This window comes from Chryseobacterium gregarium DSM 19109, assembly GCF_000430845.1.
In the GTDB taxonomy this organism is placed as follows: Bacteria; Bacteroidota; Bacteroidia; order Flavobacteriales; family Weeksellaceae; genus Chryseobacterium; species Chryseobacterium gregarium.
Genome location: NZ_AUMU01000010.1, coordinates 159768 through 180772 on the forward strand (window position 1 = coordinate 159768; position 21005 = coordinate 180772).

Here is a 21005-nt window from a genome sequence, read left to right on the forward strand (position 1 = left end):
GGCTAGCTTTTGATTATTAAAATTTATATCCTACTGAAAGCCTGAAGTTTCTTGGAGCTTCTGCCTGATAGTAGTAATATGCACCATAGTTTGCACCTGAATATAAATATCTGTTGAAAACATTGAATACGTTCAGATTTACACGTATTTTTGAATTTTCCCATGAAACGCCTGTGTCAAATTTTAGATAATCGTTCATTGGCTTTGTTGTTCCTGTTGAATCCCAAGTCCAGGATGTTCTGTCAGCTAAATAAGTTCCACCAAAAGAAAGTCCGAATCCTTCTAAAGTCCCAGTTGTAAATGTATAATTTAACCATCCATTTACTGTGTGTTTTGCATAACCTGCAACTTTATCTCCTTCTTTGTGAAGTATGTCAATTGTGTTTGTTAGTGGATTGATATAAGTTATAGCTTCTTTGTATTCATTATCTGTATAGGCATAATTGAAGATCGCATTAAACCCTTTTACTATTTCTCCTTTTAAATCAAACTCTACACCTTTTACACCTGTTTTTCCGTCTAAAATTGAATATTTGTAGGTTTGATCTGTAGGATCGGCACTGACAGCATTATCTTTTCGGATATTGTAAATTGATAAAGTAGTATTCCATTTTCCATTTAACCAATCTCTTTTTAATCCTACTTCGTAACTGTTTCCAGTTAAAGGTTTTGCAGTAGATCCGTCTCTAAATAAACCGGATTGCGGAGTGAATGATTGATCATACAATGCATAAGCGGAAGTGTTGTCATCAATAGAATAACTTAAACCAACTCTCGGAGAAACTTTGTCTGCCTCGAAAGTATCTCCATAATTGTTTTGCTTGATATTAGTATATCTTGCAGCAACTGTCAAACGTAATTTGTCTTCTAAAAATCCTAATTCGTCTTGTAAATATACTCCAGAATAATTTTGGTCAATAGTTCCTCCTGGGTTTGCTCTTTGATTTAAAGGAGATCCGTTGATACGATCTATCCATTCTTCGTAACCATAACCATTTGTTACAGGTTGGTAAGTTAAAATATTAGTGTTAAATGGTGTTGAATCCAGAACATGCGAATAACCCCAATCTGCTAAATATTTTTTGCTCCCTAAATCTAAACCAGCTAAAATTCTATGCGAAATTTTTCCTGTCTTTTCATAACCGTTTAAGTAAACCTGTCCGAATCTCATTATATTTGAACCTTCCCAATAAGAAAGTCTTCTAATCATTGTTCCATCTGAATTTACAGCATCTGGCCAAATATCACTTGCATTAGTGTAATCGTTAAGATAAGTAACCTGAGCTGTTAATTTCCAGTTTTTATTAAATTGATGTTGCAAATTCACATTTACGGTATGGTCTTCTATATTTGATGGCATAATCCCCGGATCTGTATGTGTATAGTTTACAGGTCTTGTAGCATAACCTTTTGTAGAGAAAACATAAGCTGAGCCAACTTCGGACATTTTAGCTTTTTGGTAGATATATTCTGCAACTAAAGTTGTTTTATCAGTAAGCTCTACTTTTATTGAAGGATTTACAATATATCTATTGTTAAATTCATAATCTCTAAAGCTGTTTTTTTGAGAACCCATTAAATTTAAACGAACCGAAACTTTTTTAGAAATTCTTGTATCTAAATCCGTTTCTGCTCTATACATATCGAAACTTCCCAATGTAACTCTTGCCGAACCATTGAATGAATCTCCTGTAGGTTTTTTCGTTACAATATTATAGATTCCACTTGGTTCTCCAGCAGACATTAAAAAGCCTCCGGGGCCTTTTACAAATTCAATATGATCCACATAACTCATATCTTCGGATAGTGGGCCCCAGTTAGAAGTTACATTTACACCATTTAAAAAGGCCCCTGCTCTGGAACCTCTCATGTTGATTCTTGAGTACATTTCTCCCCAATGTTCTAATCTTTGAGCTCCTGCAACATTTCTTAAAAGGCCATCTGAAATTGTAGTAACCTGTTGATCTTCTAAAGCTCTGTTGGTAATTATTGAAATGTTTTGTGGAATCTTAATCAGTTCTTCATTCAAACGTAAGGAAGATGAGCCTTCCTTTTCTACATATTTTTTATAATATTTACCATTAACAATTACTTCTTCAATATCATTAGATTTGATAGTATCTTTCTCCTGAGCAAAGGTTAGCATGGAACCCAACATAGAGGCGCAGATCAGTACATTTTTCATGAAACGCTAATTTTTTTGCAAATATATTGTTTTTAATTATTCTAAATAAATTAATGAATTGATATTTATCATACATTTAATATCCGGTGAATAACAAAAAACCGCTCCAGACGGTACTAGAGCGGTTTTGTATATAAAAACAGTGTTTCTTAGGCTGGAATTTCTCCTTTATACAGGAATGAAATAAGTTCTTTGTTCAGTTTGTCAATCATTTCGCTGAATAAGTGGAAAGATTCCTGTTTGTAAATCACAAGCGGATCTTTCTGCTCATAAACCGCACCCTGTGAAGATTTTCTCAGGTCATCCATTTCGCGGAGGTGAAGCTTCCAGTTCTCATCGATAATCGATAGGGTGATGTTCTTTTCGAAATCATTAATCAGGCTTTCACACTGTGATTCGTATGCTTCCTTAAGATCGGTAACAATAGTCATTGTTTTGTGCCCGTCGGTAAAAGGAACCTGGATCATCTTAAACATCGATCCTTGATTCTGATATACGTTTTCAATAATCGGGAATGATTTTTCTTTCAGCAGGTTCAGCTTCATTTCATAATCTTCCTGCGCTGCCTTGAACAGGATGTTTGTCAAGTCCTGAACATTCTTGTTGCCGAAATCACTTTCGGAAATCGGAGAAGCCATGGTGAAGTGTTTAATAACTTCAAATTCAAAATCCTTATAGTTTCCGGTTGCTTTTCCTTTGGTGACAATCGAATTCGCAACATCGAAAATCATGTTGGTGATATCATATTTCAGGTGGTCTCCGAACAGGGCATTCTTTCTTCTCTTATAGATAACATCACGCTGTTTATTCATTACGTCATCATATTCAAGAAGCCTTTTTCTGGTTCCGAAGTTGTTTTCCTCTACCTTTTTCTGGGCTCTTTCAATCGACTTGCTGATCATGGAGTGCTGAATGACTTCACCTTCCTTATGACCCATTCTGTCCATCATTTTAGCAATTCTTTCCGAACCGAATAGTCGCATCAGGTTGTCTTCCAAAGAAACATAGAACTGTGAACTTCCCGGGTCTCCCTGACGTCCCGCTCTACCTCTCAACTGTCTGTCAACACGTCTTGAATCATGTCTTTCTGTTCCGATGATCGCCAGACCTCCGGCTTCCTTCACTTCTTTGGTAAGCTTGATATCGGTACCACGACCCGCCATGTTGGTTGCAATGGTTACCACACCCGGCTGTCCGGCTCCGGCTACAATTTCCGCTTCCTTTTTGTGAAGTTTTGCGTTCAGTACCTGGTGCTGGATTTTTCTTAACTGTAATGCTTTTGATAACAACTGGGAAATCTCAACAGACGTTGTACCGACCAATACCGGTCTTTTTGCTGCTGTTAATTTTTCAATTTCTTCAATTACGGCGTTATATTTTTCTCTGTTGGTTTTGAAAACCAAATCCTGTTTGTCATTTCTTAAAATCGCACGGTTTGTAGGAATTACCACAACGTCTAATTTGTAGATCTCCCAAAGTTCACCGGCTTCTGTTTCGGCAGTACCGGTCATTCCCGCAAGCTTGTTGTACATACGGAAATAGTTCTGAAGCGTTACGGTAGCAAAAGTCTGTGTTGCCGCTTCGATTTTTACGTTTTCCTTTGCTTCAATCGCCTGGTGAAGGCCGTCTGAATACCGTCTTCCTTCCATGATACGGCCTGTCTGCTCATCAACGATTTTTACCTCGCCGTCAATGACTACATATTCATCATCTTTCTCAAATAAAGTATAGGCTTTCAGTAGCTGGCTCATCGTATGAACGCGCTCAGACTTTTCAGCAAACTCTGCAAAAAGTTTTTCCTTAGCTTCAAATTCTTCTTCTTTAGATAAATTTTTGGCTTCAACTTCGGCGATTTCGGTCCCGATATCAGGAAGAACGAAGAAATTATTATCTTCATTTCCCTGAGACATGTATTCAACACCTTTGTCTGTAAGGTCAACCTGATTGTTCTTTTCTTCGATTACGAAATAAAGGTCTTTATCTACAATCGGCATATCACGGTTGTTGTCCTGCATATACTGAGCTTCGGTTTTCTGAAGCAAAGCGCGGTTTCCGCTTTCCGATAAGAATTTAATCAACTGTCTGTTTTTAGGAAGGCCTCTGTAGGCCTGAAGCAATTTAAAGCCTCCTTCTTTATTTTTTCCTGCCGCGACCAATTTTTTAGCTTCATTAAAAATCGCAGACACGGTTTTCTTCTGTACCTCAACGATCCTGTCGATGGAAGGTTTAAGAACATCGAATTCCTGTCGGTCTCCCTGGGGAACCGGACCGGAAATGATCAACGGCGTTCTGGCATCATCTACCAATACGGAATCCACCTCATCCACGATCGCAAAATTCAGTTCTCTCTGTACCAGTTCAGAAGGTGAAGTCACCATATTATCCCTCAGGTAATCAAATCCGAATTCATTATTGGTTCCATACGTGATATCTGAATTATAAGCGCTTCTTCTTCCGTCTGAGTTCGGCTGGTGATTATCAATACAGTCAATTGACATTCCGTGGAACTGGTACAATGGGCCCATCCACGCCGAGTCTCTTTTTGCCAGATAGTCGTTTACCGTTACTACATGAACGCCTCTTCCGGGAAGGGCATTCAGGAAAATAGGTAAGGTTCCTACCAGGGTTTTACCTTCACCGGTAGCCATTTCGGCAATTTTACCGCTGTGAAGGATGACCCCGCCGATAAACTGTACATCGTAATGCACCATATCCCACACAACCGGCGTTCCGGCAGCATTCCATGAGTTTTTCCAGACCGCAGTATCTCCCTGAATTTCAATGAAATCTTTTCCGGCGGCAGCCAGTTGTCTGTCCCAATCGCCGGCTTTGATACGGATTTCTCCGTTTTCTGCCCATCTTCTTGCCGTTTCCTTTACCAAAGCGAAAACTTCAGGAAGGATCTGAAGAAGGACTTTTTCTTCAACTTCGTATGATTCTTTTTTAAGAGATTCAATTTTAGAGAAAAGCGCTTCTTTTTCGTCAACGTTTTCTGAATTTTTTATCTGCTCCTGGATCTGTTTTATCTGAGCTGTGATTTTACTGGTTGCAGATTTGATATTTTCTTTAAACTCAGCAGTCTTCTCTCTCAAACCGTCATCAGACAATTGCTGAATATCAGGTTCAACAGCTTTGATTTTTGTTACAACTTTTTTTACTTCTTTTAGGTCCTGCGCTTTCTTGTCTCCCAAAAACCCTTTTAGAACTTTGTTTAAAAAACTCATAAATTTTTTGCTTTATGCTTAAAATGATATCCTTTAAGCGTTTTTAATAACACTTATCGTGTAAATTTGATATGTGAAAAGGGCAAAAAAGCTCTAAGCGAGGCTTAAAGCTTATTGCTTCCCTTAATATTCGTCTTCGTTCCAAAGATAATCTTCGTCCGTAGGATAGTCGCTCCAGATCTCGTCGATCGCATCATAGATTTCCCCTTCATCTTCAATCGCCTGAAGGTTTTCCACTACTTCCATAGGTGCACCAGTTCTAATTGCATAGTCGATAAGCTCTGCCTTAGTCATTGGCCATGGTGCGTCACTTAAATAGGAAGCTAATTCTAATGTCCAGTACATAATTTTCTAATTTTTTTTGCAAAAGTATAAAAATAGCTTATATTATTCGCTTTTTTATACCTGATTTTCAATTCTTTTTATTAATTTTTATTCACTGCCTCTCAGGGGTGTTGTTACAGCGGTGAAGCCCGGTCAATTGTTGTCATTTTCTCAAAAACCATTCCATAAATTTTTTTATGCCATTTTGGAAGTTGGTGTCAGGTTTATAGCCGATTAATGTCCTGGCTTTTGTAATATCGGCATTGGTTTTCAGCACATCTCCGGCCTGCATTGGCAGATTTTTTCTGATGGCAGATTTTCCCAGAACATTTTCTATGGTTGACAGCATTTCTTCTAAAGTGATAACCTGGCTTTCCCCAAGGTTCAAAATCTCATATACTTCGGAGTTTTCTTCCAGATATGTAATGGATTTTGTAATGCCGTCAATAATGTCATCAATATAAGTATAATCCCTGGCGGTAGTTCCGTCACCGTAAAATGGGATTTCCCGATCTTCCGAAATTAATTTCGTGAATTTATGAATGGCCAGATCCGGTCTTTGCCTTGGTCCATATACCGTAAAAAACCGCAGCTGGATCATATCAATATGGTATAAATGATGGTAGGCATGCCCTAAAATTTCACCGCATTTTTTGGTTGCGGCATAGGGGGAAATTGGATGGTCTACCGCATCGGTCTCAGAAAAAGGGATTTTTTGATTGTTCCCGTAAACACTCGAAGAAGAAGCGCATACAAATTTTTTTATATGGAAGTCTTTGCTTAACTCCCAGAGGTTCTGTGTTCCGCGGATGTTGACTTCCTCATAATCTAAAGGTCTTTCAATAGATGGGCGTACGCCTGCCAATGCGGCCAGATGGATGATTAAATCAATCTTGTGTTTTTTGAATATTTCCTCCAGTCCCTTTTTGTCACGGATGTCCTGATAATAAAGACGGTAAGATTCAGATTTTGTGAGGAAAATTAAATTTTGGATATCTTCTGCCTTATCAGAAAACTCAAAATCTGAAAAATGCTGAACAGAATCTAAGGTATTTTTAATTTTTATGCGATAATCATAGAAATCATCAAAATTGTCAATGTTAATGACAGAATGTCCTTTTTTCAGCAATTTTTCAACTAAGTGGGAACCAATAAAACCGCTTCCTCCGGTAACAAGATAATTCATCCGAATGTTTTTCTTCCCACAAAAATATAAATTACTTCGTGAAAAATATAATCAGTAAATTTACTTTAAAAAGTAATATAAAATTAATATGCAGTTTCAAGGGCAAATTTTAAAAATGACGAGCTTCAATGATGAACCGATTCAATATTATCTTAATCTTTCAGGAGACCTTATTCATATGAATGAACTGTTCGGAAAAGAAATGACGATAAGACATACCGGTTTTCAGTGCGTAAACTGTCAGGAGAATAAACCGATCTACAGAATGGGATTCTGCAAAAACTGTTTTTTTGAAAGCCCTTATGCAAGCGGGACCATCATCCGTCCCGAACTCTCCACCGCACATCTGGGAATTGCAGAGCGGGACCTGGAAGTGGAAAAACATATTCAGCTTCAGCCGCATACCGTTTATCTGGCTTACACGGGAGAAGTAAAAGTAGGCGTTACCAGAAATACGCAGATTCCTACACGATGGATCGATCAGGGCGCGACTTTTGCTCTGCCTATTGCAAGAACGGAAAACCGGTATGAAGCAGGGATGATAGAGGTGGCTCTTAAACAGCATGTTCCTGATAAAACAAGCTGGAAGAAAATGCTCAAGGATGATCTGGAAGATGACATCGACCTTGCCGACTTTCAGCGGAAAATTAAAGAATATTTCCCTGAAGATTTTCAGAAATTCTACAGTGAGGGCGAAAATCTCTGGAAGTTTGACTATCCTTTTGAAAAATCTGAGAAAGTAACTTCATTTACACTGGATAAAAGACCTGAATTTACCGGGACGCTTACCGGGATTAAAGGGCAGTATCTTGCTTTCGGCGGCGGCGATTTTATAAATGTAAGAGGGCATGAGGGATATGTAGTTGAATTAAACATAAAAAACTAAATTTTATTAAACACCAAATCACGGATGAAAAAATGGGTTAAAAAGATATACATCGGTCTTGGCGTTGTGCTTATCTTGGTCCTGCTGGCCAATCTCGGACTGAATATCTGGCTCAAAACCCAGCTCCCAAAATATATTAAGAATAATACGGATTATAAAGTTTCCTATAAGCTTATGGAGGTTGATCTCATGTCCGGGAATATTCTTTCAACAGGCATCACGGTAAACAGCAAAAATCCTCAGAATACTGATGTTATAGGTCTTCAGGGAACTATTGATACGCTGAAAATAAGCCGGTTCGGAATTTACGATGCTGTCTTCAATAAACAGATCAGTTCATCTGATTTGTTGCTTTCAAAACCTGATTTAAACATTATACTTGCCAAGCCGGCTGATAAAAAAACAGATCAAAAAAGAAATCCTTTACTCATTGAGAATATCAGGATCAACAAAGGGAATATCAGCATTTTCAGGCATACAAAACAAAAGCTCATATCCGTTGAAGATCTCGATCTTTACGTGGAAAATCTGCAGCTTAACGATGAATCGGGAGAAGATAAGCTTCCGGTTATTTTTGACAAGTACAGCATCAGAGGAAAAAATTTTTTTATACGTCCTGATAATGTATATGCGTTACGGATTAATTCTATACAGACTTCGAACGGGCAGGTGTCAATTAATGACTTCCAGCTTGTCCCGGTGCTTACCTTTGATCAGTTTAAAAAATATTATCCCAAGAAAACAAAGCTTTTTCAGTTTGCCGTTAAAAAAATGGAATTTCAAGATGTAGAACTGAAAAAGAATAAGGTAACGCTTTCCCATGCTAATTTTTATAATCCTGATTTTTTAGTATACACCACTAATGCAGCTCCTGTAAAAATTAAAAAACCTTCTGATTTTGAACTTGGCCTTGAAGATCTACGGCTTATCAACGGGACTGTTCAGGTAATGAAACCTGATGGAAAAAAGCTTTTATATGCTAAAAATCTTAATGTTAATGTCAATGCGCTGAGATTTGATAAAGAAACCAGGGAAGAACTTATTCCCGTAGACTATAAAAATTTCCAGGTATCAGGGAGTGATATTTTATATTCCAATCATCAGGATTTTAATATTAAAACCCTGAGTTTAAATCCTAGAAAAGGACAAATAAGGAATGTGACCATCATGCCCAATGGTTCTTCAGGAGGAAAAACATCAATGGATCTTACTGCCGGGTTTATTGGTTTTAATATCAATAAATGGGAGTTCATAGATAAAAAGCTCCATCTGGATGTCAAAGATGTCCTGGTTGACAGAGTTAAAGGAACGATTAAAGCAGGCGACATTAAAAACAATAAAAAGGGTGACCTCAGCGGAATACAATTTCCGGTCATTGTAAGAAAGGTTACTGTGAGGAATTCAGATCTCACATATGATAAAGATAACCAGCCGTTGAGCCTGAGCGGGCTTAATGCTACAGCTAATGACATCCGGCTTACTTCAAAAAAAGATAATTCGGGGATGGCTGTAAATGTGAAGAATTATCTTCTTACCACAAAAAACTTCCTTTATAAAACACGGTTTTACAAGATGTCTGCAGGCTTTTTAAAGCTTAATGAAAAAAATGCCCAGATCAGCAATTTTGCAATGATACCTGTAGTCTCAAGAGCCGAGTTTATCCGGATGATTCCTGTGGAAAGGGATCTCTATGATATCAAAGCCCGCCAGATTATTGCAGCCGGGAGATGGGATTTGTTTTCAGATCAGAAATCCATTAATGCTTCCCAGGTAACCATTCAGTCTGCCGATGCCAATATTTTCAGGAGTAAAATACCTAAAGACGATCCCAAAGAAAAACCGTTGTATTCAAGATTGCTCCGGTCCATTAAGATTCCGATGGTTGTCGGTACCCTTAACTTAAAAGATTCAAAGCTGGTGTATGAAGAGGATACTCCGGAAAGTGCAGGTCCGGGTAAACTTACATTTAGTAACTTTAATATGAATGTTAAAAACCTGAACTCCGCAAAAATGAAAGGCAAGCCGACGAGGGTTGATATTAAGATCAACTGTTCATTCATGGATCTTGCGCCGCTTACTGTAAACTGGAATTTTGATGTGGCAGACCAACGGGACGTTTTTACGATCTCAGGCAGAGCAACCAATCTTCCCGCACGGGGAATCAATCCTTTTATCCGTCCTTATCTGCATGTAACTGCTACGGGCACCATCCAGGAAATGCTTTTCAACTTCAGAGGTAATCCTAAAGGACTGAACGGTAATTTCAACCTTAAGCACAAAGATCTGAAAGTAACTATTCTGGATAAGGAAAACAATGGGAAAAATGGTTTTCTTTCAGCTGTAGCCAATTTACTGGTAAAATCAGATTCAGGAAAACTTCCTGAAGATGTGAAAGTGGAAGATGTGGAAAGGGATCCTACCAAATCATTCTTTAATATGTTCTGGAAAGGAATTGAGCAGGGATTAAAGAAAACTTTAATCGGAATTAATATAGAGGGGGCAAAGAAAACGGTTGATAATGCTAAGACCAAAGTGCAGGAGGCGAAAAAAGATGCCAATGAAGTAAAACAGTCTGTAAAGGAAATCGGTGATGAGATCAAAAAGAAATCGGAGGGAGAAAACAAACCGGCACAGCCTGCAGGGAAAAAAGGGTTTTTGAATAAAGTATTCAACAAAAAAGAAAAACCCGCGACTGAATAATCCCGGGTTTATATTTATTAATCAAAATCAAATTCGTCACTTTCCAGAATTGGAATTTTTCTTAGATATCCGTCAAACTCTTTTGGATAATTGCTTTCAGCTCCATATGAATCAATAATCATCCCCATGTTTCCACTGGTGTCTTTTACTAAATAGAGAACAGCATTATCGTCCGGGCTGCTGGGACCTTCAAAACGGTAGGTCTTAATAATAGTCAGTTCAGACGGTTCATATGTTTTATCAGAATTTTCAAGTTTCATTTCGCAATTTTCATTCATTCTGAATTCCCTGTGGATTCCTCTTTGAGCAAGTCTTGTCATAACCTGACTTAATGTCGTCATTTTATCGATGTGTCCTTCCATAATCTTATTTTTTTATTTAAGATACAATAATTAAACCAGATCCACCGTAATGTGGTATTTGTCTGTCATATTAATCCCGGCTCAATTGCGTGTTAACAAAATTTATAATAGCTGTCATCTGTTGGGTATGCTTTTTGCAATAGAAAAATTAATAAATCAGACGAAATATGAAAAAAGAAGTCGGAGTTTTACTGGCAGGAGGAGTCGGTCTTTTGGCAGTATTAAGCATTATCGGAATTAAGAAGATATTAAATAAAAAGGATAAGAAGTATAATGATACTTACTCGGATTATTACAGGCATTTTGATAAAGATTCCTACGAGGATGAATATCATGGAGTTGAGTTCTATGCACTGAAATAGCAGTAAGAAGAAATAAATAGGATCGCATTTTAGTCCACACCATTATGGTGATGGATTTTTTTTGTGGAAAATTTGATGTTAAAATGTATTGCTTTATAAATGTGCCTTTCTATCTTTACCTCTTTATATGCAGGATGAAAATATCATAAAAGGTCAGGGCGCTCAGCGAAATGTAGTCAACCGTTTCGAGCGGTATGCCTATGAGCCTGAAGATGAAGATTTTGAAACGGTAAAAACATCTTTCACCGAGGTGTTTCCGAAAACCATTGTCAATCAGGTAAAAAGCGGGGATTTGCCGATGGAATATTCGATGAACCCCTATCAGGGTTGTGAACACGGTTGTTCCTATTGCTTTGCAAGGCCGACTCATGAATACTGGGGATACAGCGCGGGAATCGATTTTGAAAGAAAGATCATGGTCAAAAAAAATGCACCGGAACTTCTGGAAAAATTTTTTCAGAAAAAGCGTTATCAGCCGGCCCCGATTTTACTTTCCGGAAATACCGATTGTTATCAGCCTGCGGAACGTCAATTTGAAATTACCCGCAATCTCCTGAAGGTTTGCCTCGATTACAGGCATCCTGTTCACATCCTGACCAAAAATGCTATGGTTTTAAGGGATCTTGACCTTTTAAAACCGATGGCAGAACAAAATCTGGTTTCCGTCTCTCTGAGTATTCCCACCATTAATGAAGAGCTGCGAAGAAAAATGGAGCCTAGAACAAGCTCTGCAAGAAATAAACTAAAAGCTATAGAAATTCTATCCGAAAACGAAATTCCGGTGAATGTTATGGTAGCACCGATTATTCCCGGGCTCAACAGTGATGAACCTTTAGCTATTTTAAAAGCGATTTCCGATGCAGGTGCACAAAGCTTCGGGTATACGTTAGTACGATTGAATGATACCGTTGAACCGGTCTTTGTCCAGTGGATTGAAAGTGCTTATCCCGACCGTGCCCAGAAAGTGCTGAACTTAATCTGCTCTATGCGCGGAGGAAAACTGGGGGAAAAAAGATATTTTGACCGGCAGAAAGGAGATGGAAATATCGCTGAAATGATCCATAATACTTTTAAAATCGGAAGAAAAAAATTCTTCGACAGCAAAGAGTTCCCGAAATTATCAACGGCCAATTTTACGGGATCAAAAGATCAGCAGCTAAGGTTGTTTGAATAATACCGATTCTCACAGATTATATAATTTTAATAAAGATATCTTGTAAACAAAAGCCGCTCCTTTTGGGAGCGGCTTTCTTATGATTTGCAGAACAGCTTATATGCTGTCATCCGGGCATTTGAAATCATCACTGCAGGTTGCACAGATTACTACGTTTCCGCATGCATACATACAAAAATCCGGTTCCGGAAGTGTTTTAATACCTCCTGCTCCTGTAATGGTTTTTAACTGGCTTTTGTTTAGCTTTTTTAGATTTTTCATATTGTTTTAATTAAAATTTTGATATTACTGTAAAGATAATTAAAAAAGGCATATGTCAAACTGTTGTGGTATATTTTTTAAATAAAATTTATTGATTTGAATATTTGGTGAATAAAATCAGTTAAAAATTTGATTGTTAATATGATATGTTTTAACTTTAAATAACCAGAAGCGTTATCCGAAAAGTTTACAGAATAAGGAATATTAAACATAAAAACTATGAAACATCACAGGAAGACTGTCAAGAGAAGACAAAAAAAGAATTTCAGCAGGTGATAATCCGGCATATTGTTTTGAAGGCGGAGGCCCGGGAACAGGCGGCTGTGTAGGTAATCAGATTTGTTCAGGCGGAAGATGTATTTCATATACCGATCCGGGAAATGGAGGAGGCGGTAACCCCGGCGGCGGAGCTTCTTATACGTGTATCTGTCCGTGGGGAACTATTATACAGTCAACTCCCTGTCCGGAATTTTACTGCATTACAGGTTAATAATAACCATTAAATAATATTGATGTTAAAAATTGAAAGATCTAATGCCGGTATAATGTATATTGTTTCTTATTACAGGACCTATCAGCCTGTGCTTTAAAATTAAAGTCAATAATTGATCCTTATCACTAAATAAACGATGAATCAATTATTGACTTTTTATTTATTATTTCTTAATCAGTCCCAGCTCAATTAACCGTTCATGCAGGAATGCTCCGGCGGTTGTATCTTCATACAGTTTCGGATGATTTTCGTCCACGCAGTTTTCCAGTGCATTTAATGACATAGAGCTTACCGGATGCATAAAGAAAGGGATGGAATATCTTGAAGTTCCCCACAATTCTTTCGGAGGATTAACGACCCGGTGGATTGTTGATTTCAGCTTATTGTTCGTATGCCTTGAAAGCATATCCCCAACGTTGATCATCAGCTCGTCCGGTTCTGCAATCGCATCGATCCATTCTCCTTTGTGGTTCTGGACTTGGAGGCCTTTTCCCTGAGAACCCATCAGAAGCGTAATGAGGTTAATATCGCCATGAGCTGCTGCCCTTACCGCATCGTCCGGTTCCTGGGTGATCGGAGGGTAATGGATCGGTCTTAAAATAGAATTTCCCTCTGCAATTTTATCGTCAAAATAAAATTCATCCAGCCCTAAATATAATGCTAAAGCTCTCAAAACATACTGTCCGGTTTTTTCCAGCATCTGATAGGCTTCTTTCCCTACCTCGTTGAACTTTGGAAGTTCTTCAACCGCTACATTGTCAGGATATTCTTTTTTGTATTTTGAATCCTCGGATACATACTGCCCGAAATGCCAGAATTCTTTCAGGTCTCCTTTTTTGAAGCCTTTTGCCGTTTCTTTGCCAAATCCTACATAGCCTCTCTGTCCTCCAATTCCTGGAATTTCGTACTTCTGTTTCGTTTCTGTGGGTAATTCAAAAAAGTTTTTAACTTCTTCATACAGTTCATCCACCAATCGATCATCAAGAAAATGGCCTTTTAAGGCTACAAAACCAATTTCTTCATAAGCTTTTCCGATTTCATTTACAAATTTCTGTTTGCGTTCCGGGTCACCCGAAAGGAAATCACGCAGGTCTACACTAGGTATTTTGTCCATTTATAGAAATTTTACGTAGTGCTAAATTACATTTTTTAAATTAAATTCTTTTTTATGTCAGGTATTATAAATTAAATTTGCCCTATGAAAAAATATTCTTCCAAAAGAAGTATTCAGATATTGGCACACCTTCTTCAGCAGTATGGAATTTCAGATATTATCATTTCCCCGGGATCCAGGAATGCCCCTCTGGCGATTCATTTTTCGGAAATCGATGGTTTCAACTGTTTCAGTATTGTAGATGAAAGAAGTGCGGCTTTCGTAGGAATGGGAATGGCAATGAGCCATAAAAAACCGGTGGCTATTACCTGTACCAGCGGTTCCGCGGCGGCCAATTATTATCCTGCAGTTACGGAGGCTTTTTATTCGAATATTCCGCTTTTGATATTAACTGCAGACCGGCCTGCTGATTATGTGGATATTTTTGACGGACAAACGATCAGGCAACAGAATCTTTTTCATCAGCATTCCTACGGGGATTTCCAACTGCTGGAAGACAGCCGGGAAAATGCAGAAGATCTTAACTTTGATACCCTTAAAAAAGCCATCGAGCTCTGTTTTGAAAAGCAGGGCCCCGTTCATATCAATATTCCTCTGGAAGAACCTTTGTATGAGCTGATTTCTGAGCTTCCGACTTTTCCTACCGTGGAAAAGACAATCAAACAGAAAGACTATGAAATCCCGTCGAACCTTGTAGCTGACTGGAATACGTCCCAGCGGATTATGATTCTGGTTGGAACCAGGGATTACAGTCCTGAACTGGAAAATCAATTGACCCAGCTGGTTAAAAACCATTCTGTTGTGGTCTTGAGTGAAGCCAATTCCAATCTGTATCATGAAAAGTTCTTCAGGCATATTGACCGCTATATTTTTAATTTTACAGAAGAAGATTACAGAACGTATGCGCCGGATTTACTGATTACGGTAGGGCAGAACGTAGTGTCTAAAAAAGTAAAGCAGTTTTTAAGAATTGCCAAGCCGAAACAGCACTGGCACCTGGATGAAGTCTGGCAGCCGGATACCTATTTTGCCCTGACCGAAAAAATAGAAATCAGGCCCGAAATTTTCTTTACTAAGTTATTGAAATTCATTAATCTGGAGCCGAGGCCGTATTTCAATCTCTGGGATGTTTTAAAAGATAAAAAAGATGCAAAACATGAACAGTTTTTGAATACTGTCGGGTTTTCCGATTTTTATTTCTTCCATAAATCTTCACAGACGATTCCTGAACATTATAACATTCATTTCAGTAACAGTTCAGCGATCAGATATGCCCAGCTTTTTGATTACGGCAAAAGAAAAATCTACTGCAACCGGGGAACGAGCGGAATTGACGGTTCAACTTCTACCGCCATGGGATTTGCCATTAAAAATGCTGACCCGACTTTGCTCATCACGGGAGATTTAAGCTTTTTCTATGACATTAACGGCCTTTGGAACCAGTATATTCCTCCGTTTGTAAGAATTATGATTTTCAATAACGGAGAAGGCAATATCTTCAAGATCATTCCGGGTCCGGGAAATGCCAACCCTAATGCGCTGGATGAATTTATCGCCACCAAGCATCACAAAAATGCAGAACATCTTGCCAAACATTTCGGATTTTCCTATACGAAAGTAGATGAAGAGGCCTCGCTAGACCGGGTTCTGGAAAATTTCTTTAAGCCTGATGTTCTTCCTAAAATATTGGAGATCAATACCTGCGGGAAAAACAATGCAGAAGTACAGAAAGCGTATTTTGAATTTATGAAAGAAAGTTAGAGGATAGAATATTCTTCATTTCCGGGCAGATTGATGATCTTATCAAGTGGATAAATAAAATTTTCATTGAAATCATTCATCGCGTTAATGATCTGAAAATGAGAAAACTGCTTGATGTTCTGTAAGCTGATTTCGGTTTCTTTGATTTTTTTCTGTTTCAGAAGGTGCTGCCGCTGCACTCCGTTCAGAAGGTAAGTGGACGGCGTATACCATTCTTTCCCTTTTAAAAACAGGAGATTGGAATAAGAAGTATCTGTAATATGGTTGTTTTTAACAATGATGATTTCCTCAGCTTTGGACTTCATTTTCATTTTTTCCAGTTCTTTCCGGTCTTCAAATTTGAAGGAATAGTCATAGCTGTTATTCTCCACTAGCTGGAAATCCTGTATTTCCGGAATGGCATAGGGAATCATCTGGGTACGCACTTTCTTATCAAGATCGTAAACAATTCTTAATTTGTAAAGTCCATCTTCATCATGTTCCAGATGTTTATAGATCTTGGCAAGGTCTATTGAGCCTTCTTTCCCGAAATGGGTGAAAGTCTGATCTACACGCTTCTGATGAAATCCCGATAAAAAAATTTCCTGATCTTCTACTTTAATGCTTTCAATAAATTGGGACATAAATTTTATTTTTCATTTCCTGATATTCGTCTTCTGACGTGCTCATATGGGTGATCCCGCCGCCGCTTTTAAAATAAAGTTCATCACCTTCTTTTTCTATAAACCGGATCATGACACAGCTGTCAACATTTTGGCCGTCAAACCAGCCACAGACTCCTGTGTAAAAGCCCCTCTCATATCCTTCCGCTTCCAGGATGATTTCAAGGGTTTTAGGCTTTGGAGCTCCTAAAATAGAGCCTGCCGGAAGAAGCTTCTGCATTATGCTTCCTATTTTCCCGTCAAATTCCGGTTTTATATTTCCTGAAATTTCCGAACTCATGGCATATAAATCCTTTTGCCGGGTTCTGATAAGCTCAATATGCTGGAATTTATCAACCTTTACCTCATCTGCCACCATGCTCAGATCATTTCGCAGCAGGTCTACGACAGTGTAGTGTTCTGCTTTTTCCTTTCTGTCGTTTTTCAGCGTTTCTGCAGCATTTTCAAGAGCGGCATCAATGGTACCCTTCATAGGATAGGTCAGGATTTTTCCGTCAATGATCTTTACAAAAGTTTCAGGAGAAAAAAATACAAAAAAATCTTTATAAAAAACTTTATATTTTGCACTCGAATGTAAAAATATTTCTTCAAGGGTTAAGTTCGTTTCAATCCTGGTTTTACGGGTATAATTGACCAGATAGGAGTTTCCGAGATGAATGTTTTTCTGAACTTTATCAAATCCTTCTCTGAACCTTTCCAAGGTTTCGGGATAGGATTTCCATTCAATATTTTTAAGCAGTGTATGCTGATGCTCTGCATTTGAAAAATTTTCAAAATCGATCAGTAAGCCGGAATCTGCAATTTCGTCTTGTCTGAAAATTTCAATATTTTCTGCCGGAAAATCGATGATGAAGAAAAAGGGAACCTTCTGCAGAGAAAGTTCGTCCATTTCAATAAATTTTTGTTGTTTCACTGAAAACATCCTGCAAAAGTAATTATTGATGATTACTTTTGCACAAAATTTTTTAATGGAAAACAGATACCCACAGAAACTGGGATTAGATTTTATACTGAAGCAGGCATTTTTCTATTGGAATAAGACGCTTATCTACCAGCTGATGTTTTCAATCATTTATTTTGCTATTTTTTTTACAGCATTTTTCTTCTTTGCTTCAAAATATGGAATCTGGGACCAACAGCATGAACTTGTTGAAGCTTTTCAGATAAGTACTGAAGCGTATATTGCAAAGGCAACTGCATTGGGGCAGACTGAAAACTCACAGTATTTCAGTTATGCATTTTTAGGGACGCTGGTTTTTTTATACCCTTTGAACCTCGGACTATTCCAGATTTTCAGAAAGATTGACCTGAATGAAAAACCGGAAATCGGGGATCTGTTTGTTGGGTACAACGGCTTTAACTTTTTTAAGTACGCTGCCTTTTATCTATTCTGGTTTATGGTTTATATGCTTACATTCAGATTGATCATATTTCCATTTATATGGGTCTGCATTACCATTTTCGTTGCACCAACCATGTTTTTTATGAACAAGACGATCTTTGAATCCATCTCTCTGAATTTTAAGGCATTAAAAATGTATTTCCTGGAGATATTTGTATGTGTGCTTGTAGCGGTGATCTTTAAATATATTGGGTTTGCTTTATTCTTTATCGGAGGACTGTTTACATTTCCTTTCTGGAATGCCATGATTTATTCACTTTATAAAACAATTTTTACAGAAAAGCGCTAAATTTTGAGTGTTTGAATGTTTTTTCTGCCAAAAAAAGTTAATTTTGGAAGGAACAACATTAAAATATACACCATGTCAGAATTTAACGAATTTGATCAGCAGGGTTCCGTTCCGGAAAGGAATACGGGTTCTGTTATTTCACATGCTTTTGAAATGTATAAAGGCGTTTTCCTTTATGCTATTGTCGCAATGGTTATCTATCTCATCGGAGGCTCCATTATACAGGCTTTAAGCGGATTTAATTCCATGAGTTTTTCTGAAGATATGAAAAGCTATGGTAATGATTTTTCCGGGTACAATATCTGGGCGGCTCCCGGGTTTACCCTGTATCTTTCTCTGTCCTGGCTTTTGGGGATTTTACTGGCTCCTTTGTATGTAGGTCTGATCTATATTGTTAATAAATACAATACCAAAACGCCTATTGGATTTTCTGATTTATTTATCGGTTACCAACAGAATTTTGTTAATATTTTAATCTATAGCCTGCTTTCGGGACTGATTACTTCAGTAGCGGCTTTTTTCTGCGTGATTCCCGTATTTTTTGTGTATCCTTTACTGATGCTGGGTTATCCCGTTTTGCTTTTTGAAAATGCTACTGCCATTGACGCTTTGGGAAAAACATTCAACATTGCCAAAGAAAATTACGGCACGTTTTTAGGCGCGACTGTTCTGGGAATCATAATTTCCTTTGCCGGAATTATACTTTGCGGAATCGGGATCATCGTTACCGCTCCATTTATTATGGTCGTAATGTATTCTTTATATTGTGCTTTCCTGGGAAGACCAAGACAAATAACATATCATAAATAATGAATAAGGAAGAACAAATAAGCAGTATTAAAATAAAGCAGGTAGCATTACTGGCTATTATTTTAATCATGGCAGGTTTAATCTGTTTTAATCTTGCGCTTTTCATACCCTCGGTATTAGGAGCTATTACCATTTACGTGGTCTGCAGGAAATATAATTTTTATCTGCAGGAAGAAAAAAAATGGAAGCCCTGGCTTGCTGCGCTTGTTTTAATGTTTGCCAGTCTGATTATCCTTATTCTGCCGATTTATTTCATCGGGGATTTATTAATCGAAAAATTTGGCAATGCACAGGTTTATATGAATAAGTTTAATGTATTCCTTGAAAAAATACATACCTATATTTATTCAAAAACCAAGTTTGATATCCTGAGCAAGGAAAATATGGGTAAGCTGAAAAACAGTGTCGGGCAATTTTCCACAAAGGCTTTGAGCGGAACGGTAAATACGCTTACCGTCATTATGTCCATGTATTTTATTCTTTATTTCATGCTTGAAAAGCCCAGGTTTTTTGAAAGAATACTGTCTTCATCCGCGCCTTTGAAAAGATCAAACGTTTCTATGATCGGTGAAAAAATGAGAAAACTGATTATGGCTAATGCGATCGGTCTTCCCGTAGTAGCACTCGGTCAGGGCATCGTTGCATTGATCGGCTATTTTATATTCGGGGCACCGAGTCCTATTCTGCTCTTTGCTCTGACTGCAGCAGCATCAATGATTCCGGTCGTAGGCGCGGCGATCGTATATGTACCGGTCTGTATATTCATGATTGCGGAAGGCAATACCGGTGCAGGGCTTGGATTAGCTGCTTACTGCGTGATTGTTGTCGGCGTAACGGATAATCTGCTCCGTTTTACCCTGCTTAAAAAACTGGAAGATATCCACCCTTTAAATACGGTATTCGGGATTATTATGGGAATGAACTTATTCGGCTTTATGGGACTGATCTTCGGACCTATCATGGTCTCTCTCACCCTGTTGCTGATTCAGGTCTACAGAAATGAATTTTCTGAAGACGACATTCCTGAATTAAAACTTTCAGATAAAGATGAAACATTAGAAAAGAAAATTGACTTAATACTATAACATGACAGAAGGAATAAACCCGGATATATTAAAGGAAATCTGTGTCGTTAAGATGCCTTTCGGGAAACATGAAGGAACCATTTTGGCAGATCTTCCGGTAAATTATCTAGAGTGGTTTCACCGTACGGGAATGCCCAAAGGAAAACTTGGCATGCAGTTATCGACCATTTATGAAATAAAAATAAACGGATTAACAGACTTACTGATTCCTCTGCGCGGAGGAACTGGGAACTATGCCAGACCTAAAACAAAGACGTATAAATTCTAGATATGATTTCGGCGGCATCGAAGATGCCGCCGAAACTTTTTTATTAATTTTTACTGCTTAGGCTCCCAAAGCTCCACTTTATTCCCTTCCAAATCCAGAATGTGAATGAATTTTCCGAAATCGTAAACAGCAATTTCGTCAAGGACTTCTACTCCTTCTTTCTTTAATTCTTCAACCAATGCTTCTAAGTCGGCAACCGTATAATTAATCATGAACTCCCTGGCTGAAGGGTCAAAATATGGGGTTGTTTCAGGCGACGGGCTCCATGTCAGTGAACCTTTCGGGTGGGCATCGGCCATGTCTTTCCAGTCAAAGGTTGCTCCGTATTCATTACCGTCAATTCCGAGATGGGTTTTATACCATTCTTTAAGCCCTTTCGGATCTTTGCATTTGAAGAAAATACCTCCGATTCCTGTTACTTTTTTCATAGGGATTCAGTTATAATTAAATTGTATTG

Annotated in this window: 19 protein-coding genes; 9 read left to right on the top strand and 10 right to left on the bottom strand. The window is 38.1% G+C overall.

Translation table 11 applies throughout. From position 1 onward, the window contains the following. Positions 1 to 16 precede the first annotated feature (16 nt). The 4 genes from H561_RS22445 to H561_RS0112865 all read right to left on the bottom strand — a co-directional run bounded on the left by H561_RS22445 (position 17) and on the right by H561_RS0112865 (position 6919). Positions 17 to 2185, bottom strand: coding sequence for a TonB-dependent siderophore receptor (locus H561_RS22445; RefSeq protein ID WP_051349371.1), 2169 nt, complete (start codon positions 2183 to 2185; stop codon positions 17 to 19). Between the two features lie 149 nt (positions 2186 to 2334). Continuing rightward, the gene (secA, locus tag H561_RS0112855; protein WP_027387387.1) at positions 2335 to 5409 is read right to left on the bottom strand and encodes a preprotein translocase subunit SecA; all 3075 of its coding nucleotides are present in this window, start codon (positions 5407 to 5409) and stop codon (positions 2335 to 2337) included. A gap of 123 nt (positions 5410 to 5532) precedes the next feature. Then, positions 5533 to 5754, bottom strand: coding sequence for a DUF2795 domain-containing protein (locus H561_RS0112860; RefSeq protein WP_027382805.1), 222 nt, complete (start codon positions 5752 to 5754; stop codon positions 5533 to 5535). Positions 5755 to 5896: 142 nt separating this feature from the next. Further along, positions 5897 to 6919 carry a GDP-mannose 4,6-dehydratase gene (locus H561_RS0112865; protein WP_027387388.1) on the bottom strand — a complete coding sequence of 341 codons (1023 nt, stop codon included), beginning with the start codon at positions 6917 to 6919 and terminating at the stop codon, positions 5897 to 5899. Positions 6920 to 7007: 88 nt separating this feature from the next. On the opposite strand from H561_RS0112865, the gene H561_RS0112870 reads away from it, so the two are divergent. Both H561_RS0112870 and H561_RS0112875 read left to right on the top strand, forming a co-directional pair. Further along, a complete protein-coding gene (locus tag H561_RS0112870) occupies positions 7008 to 7805 on the top strand; it encodes a DUF2797 domain-containing protein (RefSeq protein WP_027387389.1) in 798 nt (265 codons plus the stop codon). 24 nt (positions 7806 to 7829) lie between these two features. Beyond that, positions 7830 to 10505 (top strand): hypothetical protein, encoded by a 2676-nt coding sequence (locus H561_RS0112875; RefSeq protein WP_027387390.1) that lies wholly within the window; start codon positions 7830 to 7832, stop codon positions 10503 to 10505. Between the two features lie 17 nt (positions 10506 to 10522). On the opposite strand, the gene H561_RS0112880 is transcribed toward H561_RS0112875, so the two are convergent. Beyond that, on the bottom strand, positions 10523 to 10867 hold the full coding sequence (locus H561_RS0112880; protein WP_027387391.1) for a hypothetical protein: 345 nt from the start codon (positions 10865 to 10867) through the stop codon (positions 10523 to 10525). 167 nt (positions 10868 to 11034) lie between these two features. Between H561_RS0112880 and H561_RS0112885 the strand changes: the two genes are divergently transcribed. Together H561_RS0112885 and H561_RS0112890 are read left to right on the top strand one after the other, a co-directional pair. Continuing rightward, positions 11035 to 11229: a hypothetical protein gene (locus tag H561_RS0112885; protein WP_027387392.1), complete on the top strand. Its 195-nt coding sequence runs from the start codon at positions 11035 to 11037 to the stop codon at positions 11227 to 11229. A gap of 127 nt (positions 11230 to 11356) precedes the next feature. Beyond that, the gene (locus H561_RS0112890) at positions 11357 to 12403 is read left to right on the top strand and encodes a PA0069 family radical SAM protein (RefSeq protein WP_027387393.1); all 1047 of its coding nucleotides are present in this window, start codon (positions 11357 to 11359) and stop codon (positions 12401 to 12403) included. A gap of 96 nt (positions 12404 to 12499) precedes the next feature. On the opposite strand, the gene H561_RS24180 is transcribed toward H561_RS0112890, so the two are convergent. Both H561_RS24180 and H561_RS0112900 read right to left on the bottom strand, forming a co-directional pair. Then, positions 12500 to 12664, bottom strand: a complete 165-nt coding sequence (locus tag H561_RS24180) for a bacteriocin-like protein (RefSeq protein WP_170207314.1) — start codon at positions 12662 to 12664, stop codon at positions 12500 to 12502. Between the two features lie 656 nt (positions 12665 to 13320). Then, complete coding sequence (locus H561_RS0112900; RefSeq protein WP_027387394.1) at positions 13321 to 14271, bottom strand: isopenicillin N synthase family dioxygenase; 951 nt, start codon at positions 14269 to 14271, stop codon at positions 13321 to 13323. An 84-nt stretch (positions 14272 to 14355) separates the two neighbouring features. Between H561_RS0112900 and menD the strand changes: the two genes are divergently transcribed. After that, positions 14356 to 16032: a 2-succinyl-5-enolpyruvyl-6-hydroxy-3-cyclohexene-1-carboxylic-acid synthase gene (gene menD / locus H561_RS0112905; RefSeq protein WP_027387395.1), complete on the top strand. Its 1677-nt coding sequence runs from the start codon at positions 14356 to 14358 to the stop codon at positions 16030 to 16032. Here menD and H561_RS0112910 read toward each other — a convergent pair. Then, positions 16029 to 16655, bottom strand: a complete 627-nt coding sequence (locus H561_RS0112910; protein ID WP_027387396.1) for an aminotransferase class IV — start codon at positions 16653 to 16655, stop codon at positions 16029 to 16031. The two genes, menD and H561_RS0112910, sit on opposite strands and share 4 nt — an antisense overlap. Continuing rightward, positions 16639 to 17616, bottom strand: a complete 978-nt coding sequence (locus H561_RS0112915) for an aminodeoxychorismate synthase component I (RefSeq protein ID WP_027387397.1) — start codon at positions 17614 to 17616, stop codon at positions 16639 to 16641. The genes H561_RS0112910 and H561_RS0112915 overlap by 17 nt, the downstream gene beginning before the upstream one ends. A gap of 46 nt (positions 17617 to 17662) precedes the next feature. Between H561_RS0112915 and H561_RS0112920 the strand changes: the two genes are divergently transcribed. From H561_RS0112920 to H561_RS22450, 4 genes are all read left to right on the top strand, one after another. Then, entirely contained in the window at positions 17663 to 18385 is a 723-nt protein-coding gene (locus H561_RS0112920) for a hypothetical protein (protein ID WP_051349372.1), read from the top strand. A gap of 72 nt (positions 18386 to 18457) precedes the next feature. Continuing rightward, entirely contained in the window at positions 18458 to 19195 is a 738-nt protein-coding gene (locus tag H561_RS0112925) for a hypothetical protein (RefSeq protein ID WP_027387399.1), read from the top strand. Beyond that, on the top strand, positions 19195 to 20280 hold the full coding sequence (locus H561_RS0112930) for an AI-2E family transporter (RefSeq protein ID WP_034762151.1): 1086 nt from the start codon (positions 19195 to 19197) through the stop codon (positions 20278 to 20280). Before H561_RS0112925 ends, H561_RS0112930 begins: the two co-directional genes overlap by 1 nt. A gap of 13 nt (positions 20281 to 20293) precedes the next feature. After that, positions 20294 to 20548 carry a DUF3820 family protein gene (locus H561_RS22450; protein WP_051349377.1) on the top strand — a complete coding sequence of 85 codons (255 nt, stop codon included), beginning with the start codon at positions 20294 to 20296 and terminating at the stop codon, positions 20546 to 20548. 50 nt (positions 20549 to 20598) lie between these two features. Here the strand turns inward: H561_RS22450 and H561_RS0112940 are convergent, their stop codons facing one another. Beyond that, positions 20599 to 20976 (bottom strand): VOC family protein, encoded by a 378-nt coding sequence (locus H561_RS0112940; protein ID WP_027387401.1) that lies wholly within the window; start codon positions 20974 to 20976, stop codon positions 20599 to 20601. Between the last annotated feature and the right edge of the window lie 29 nt (positions 20977 to 21005).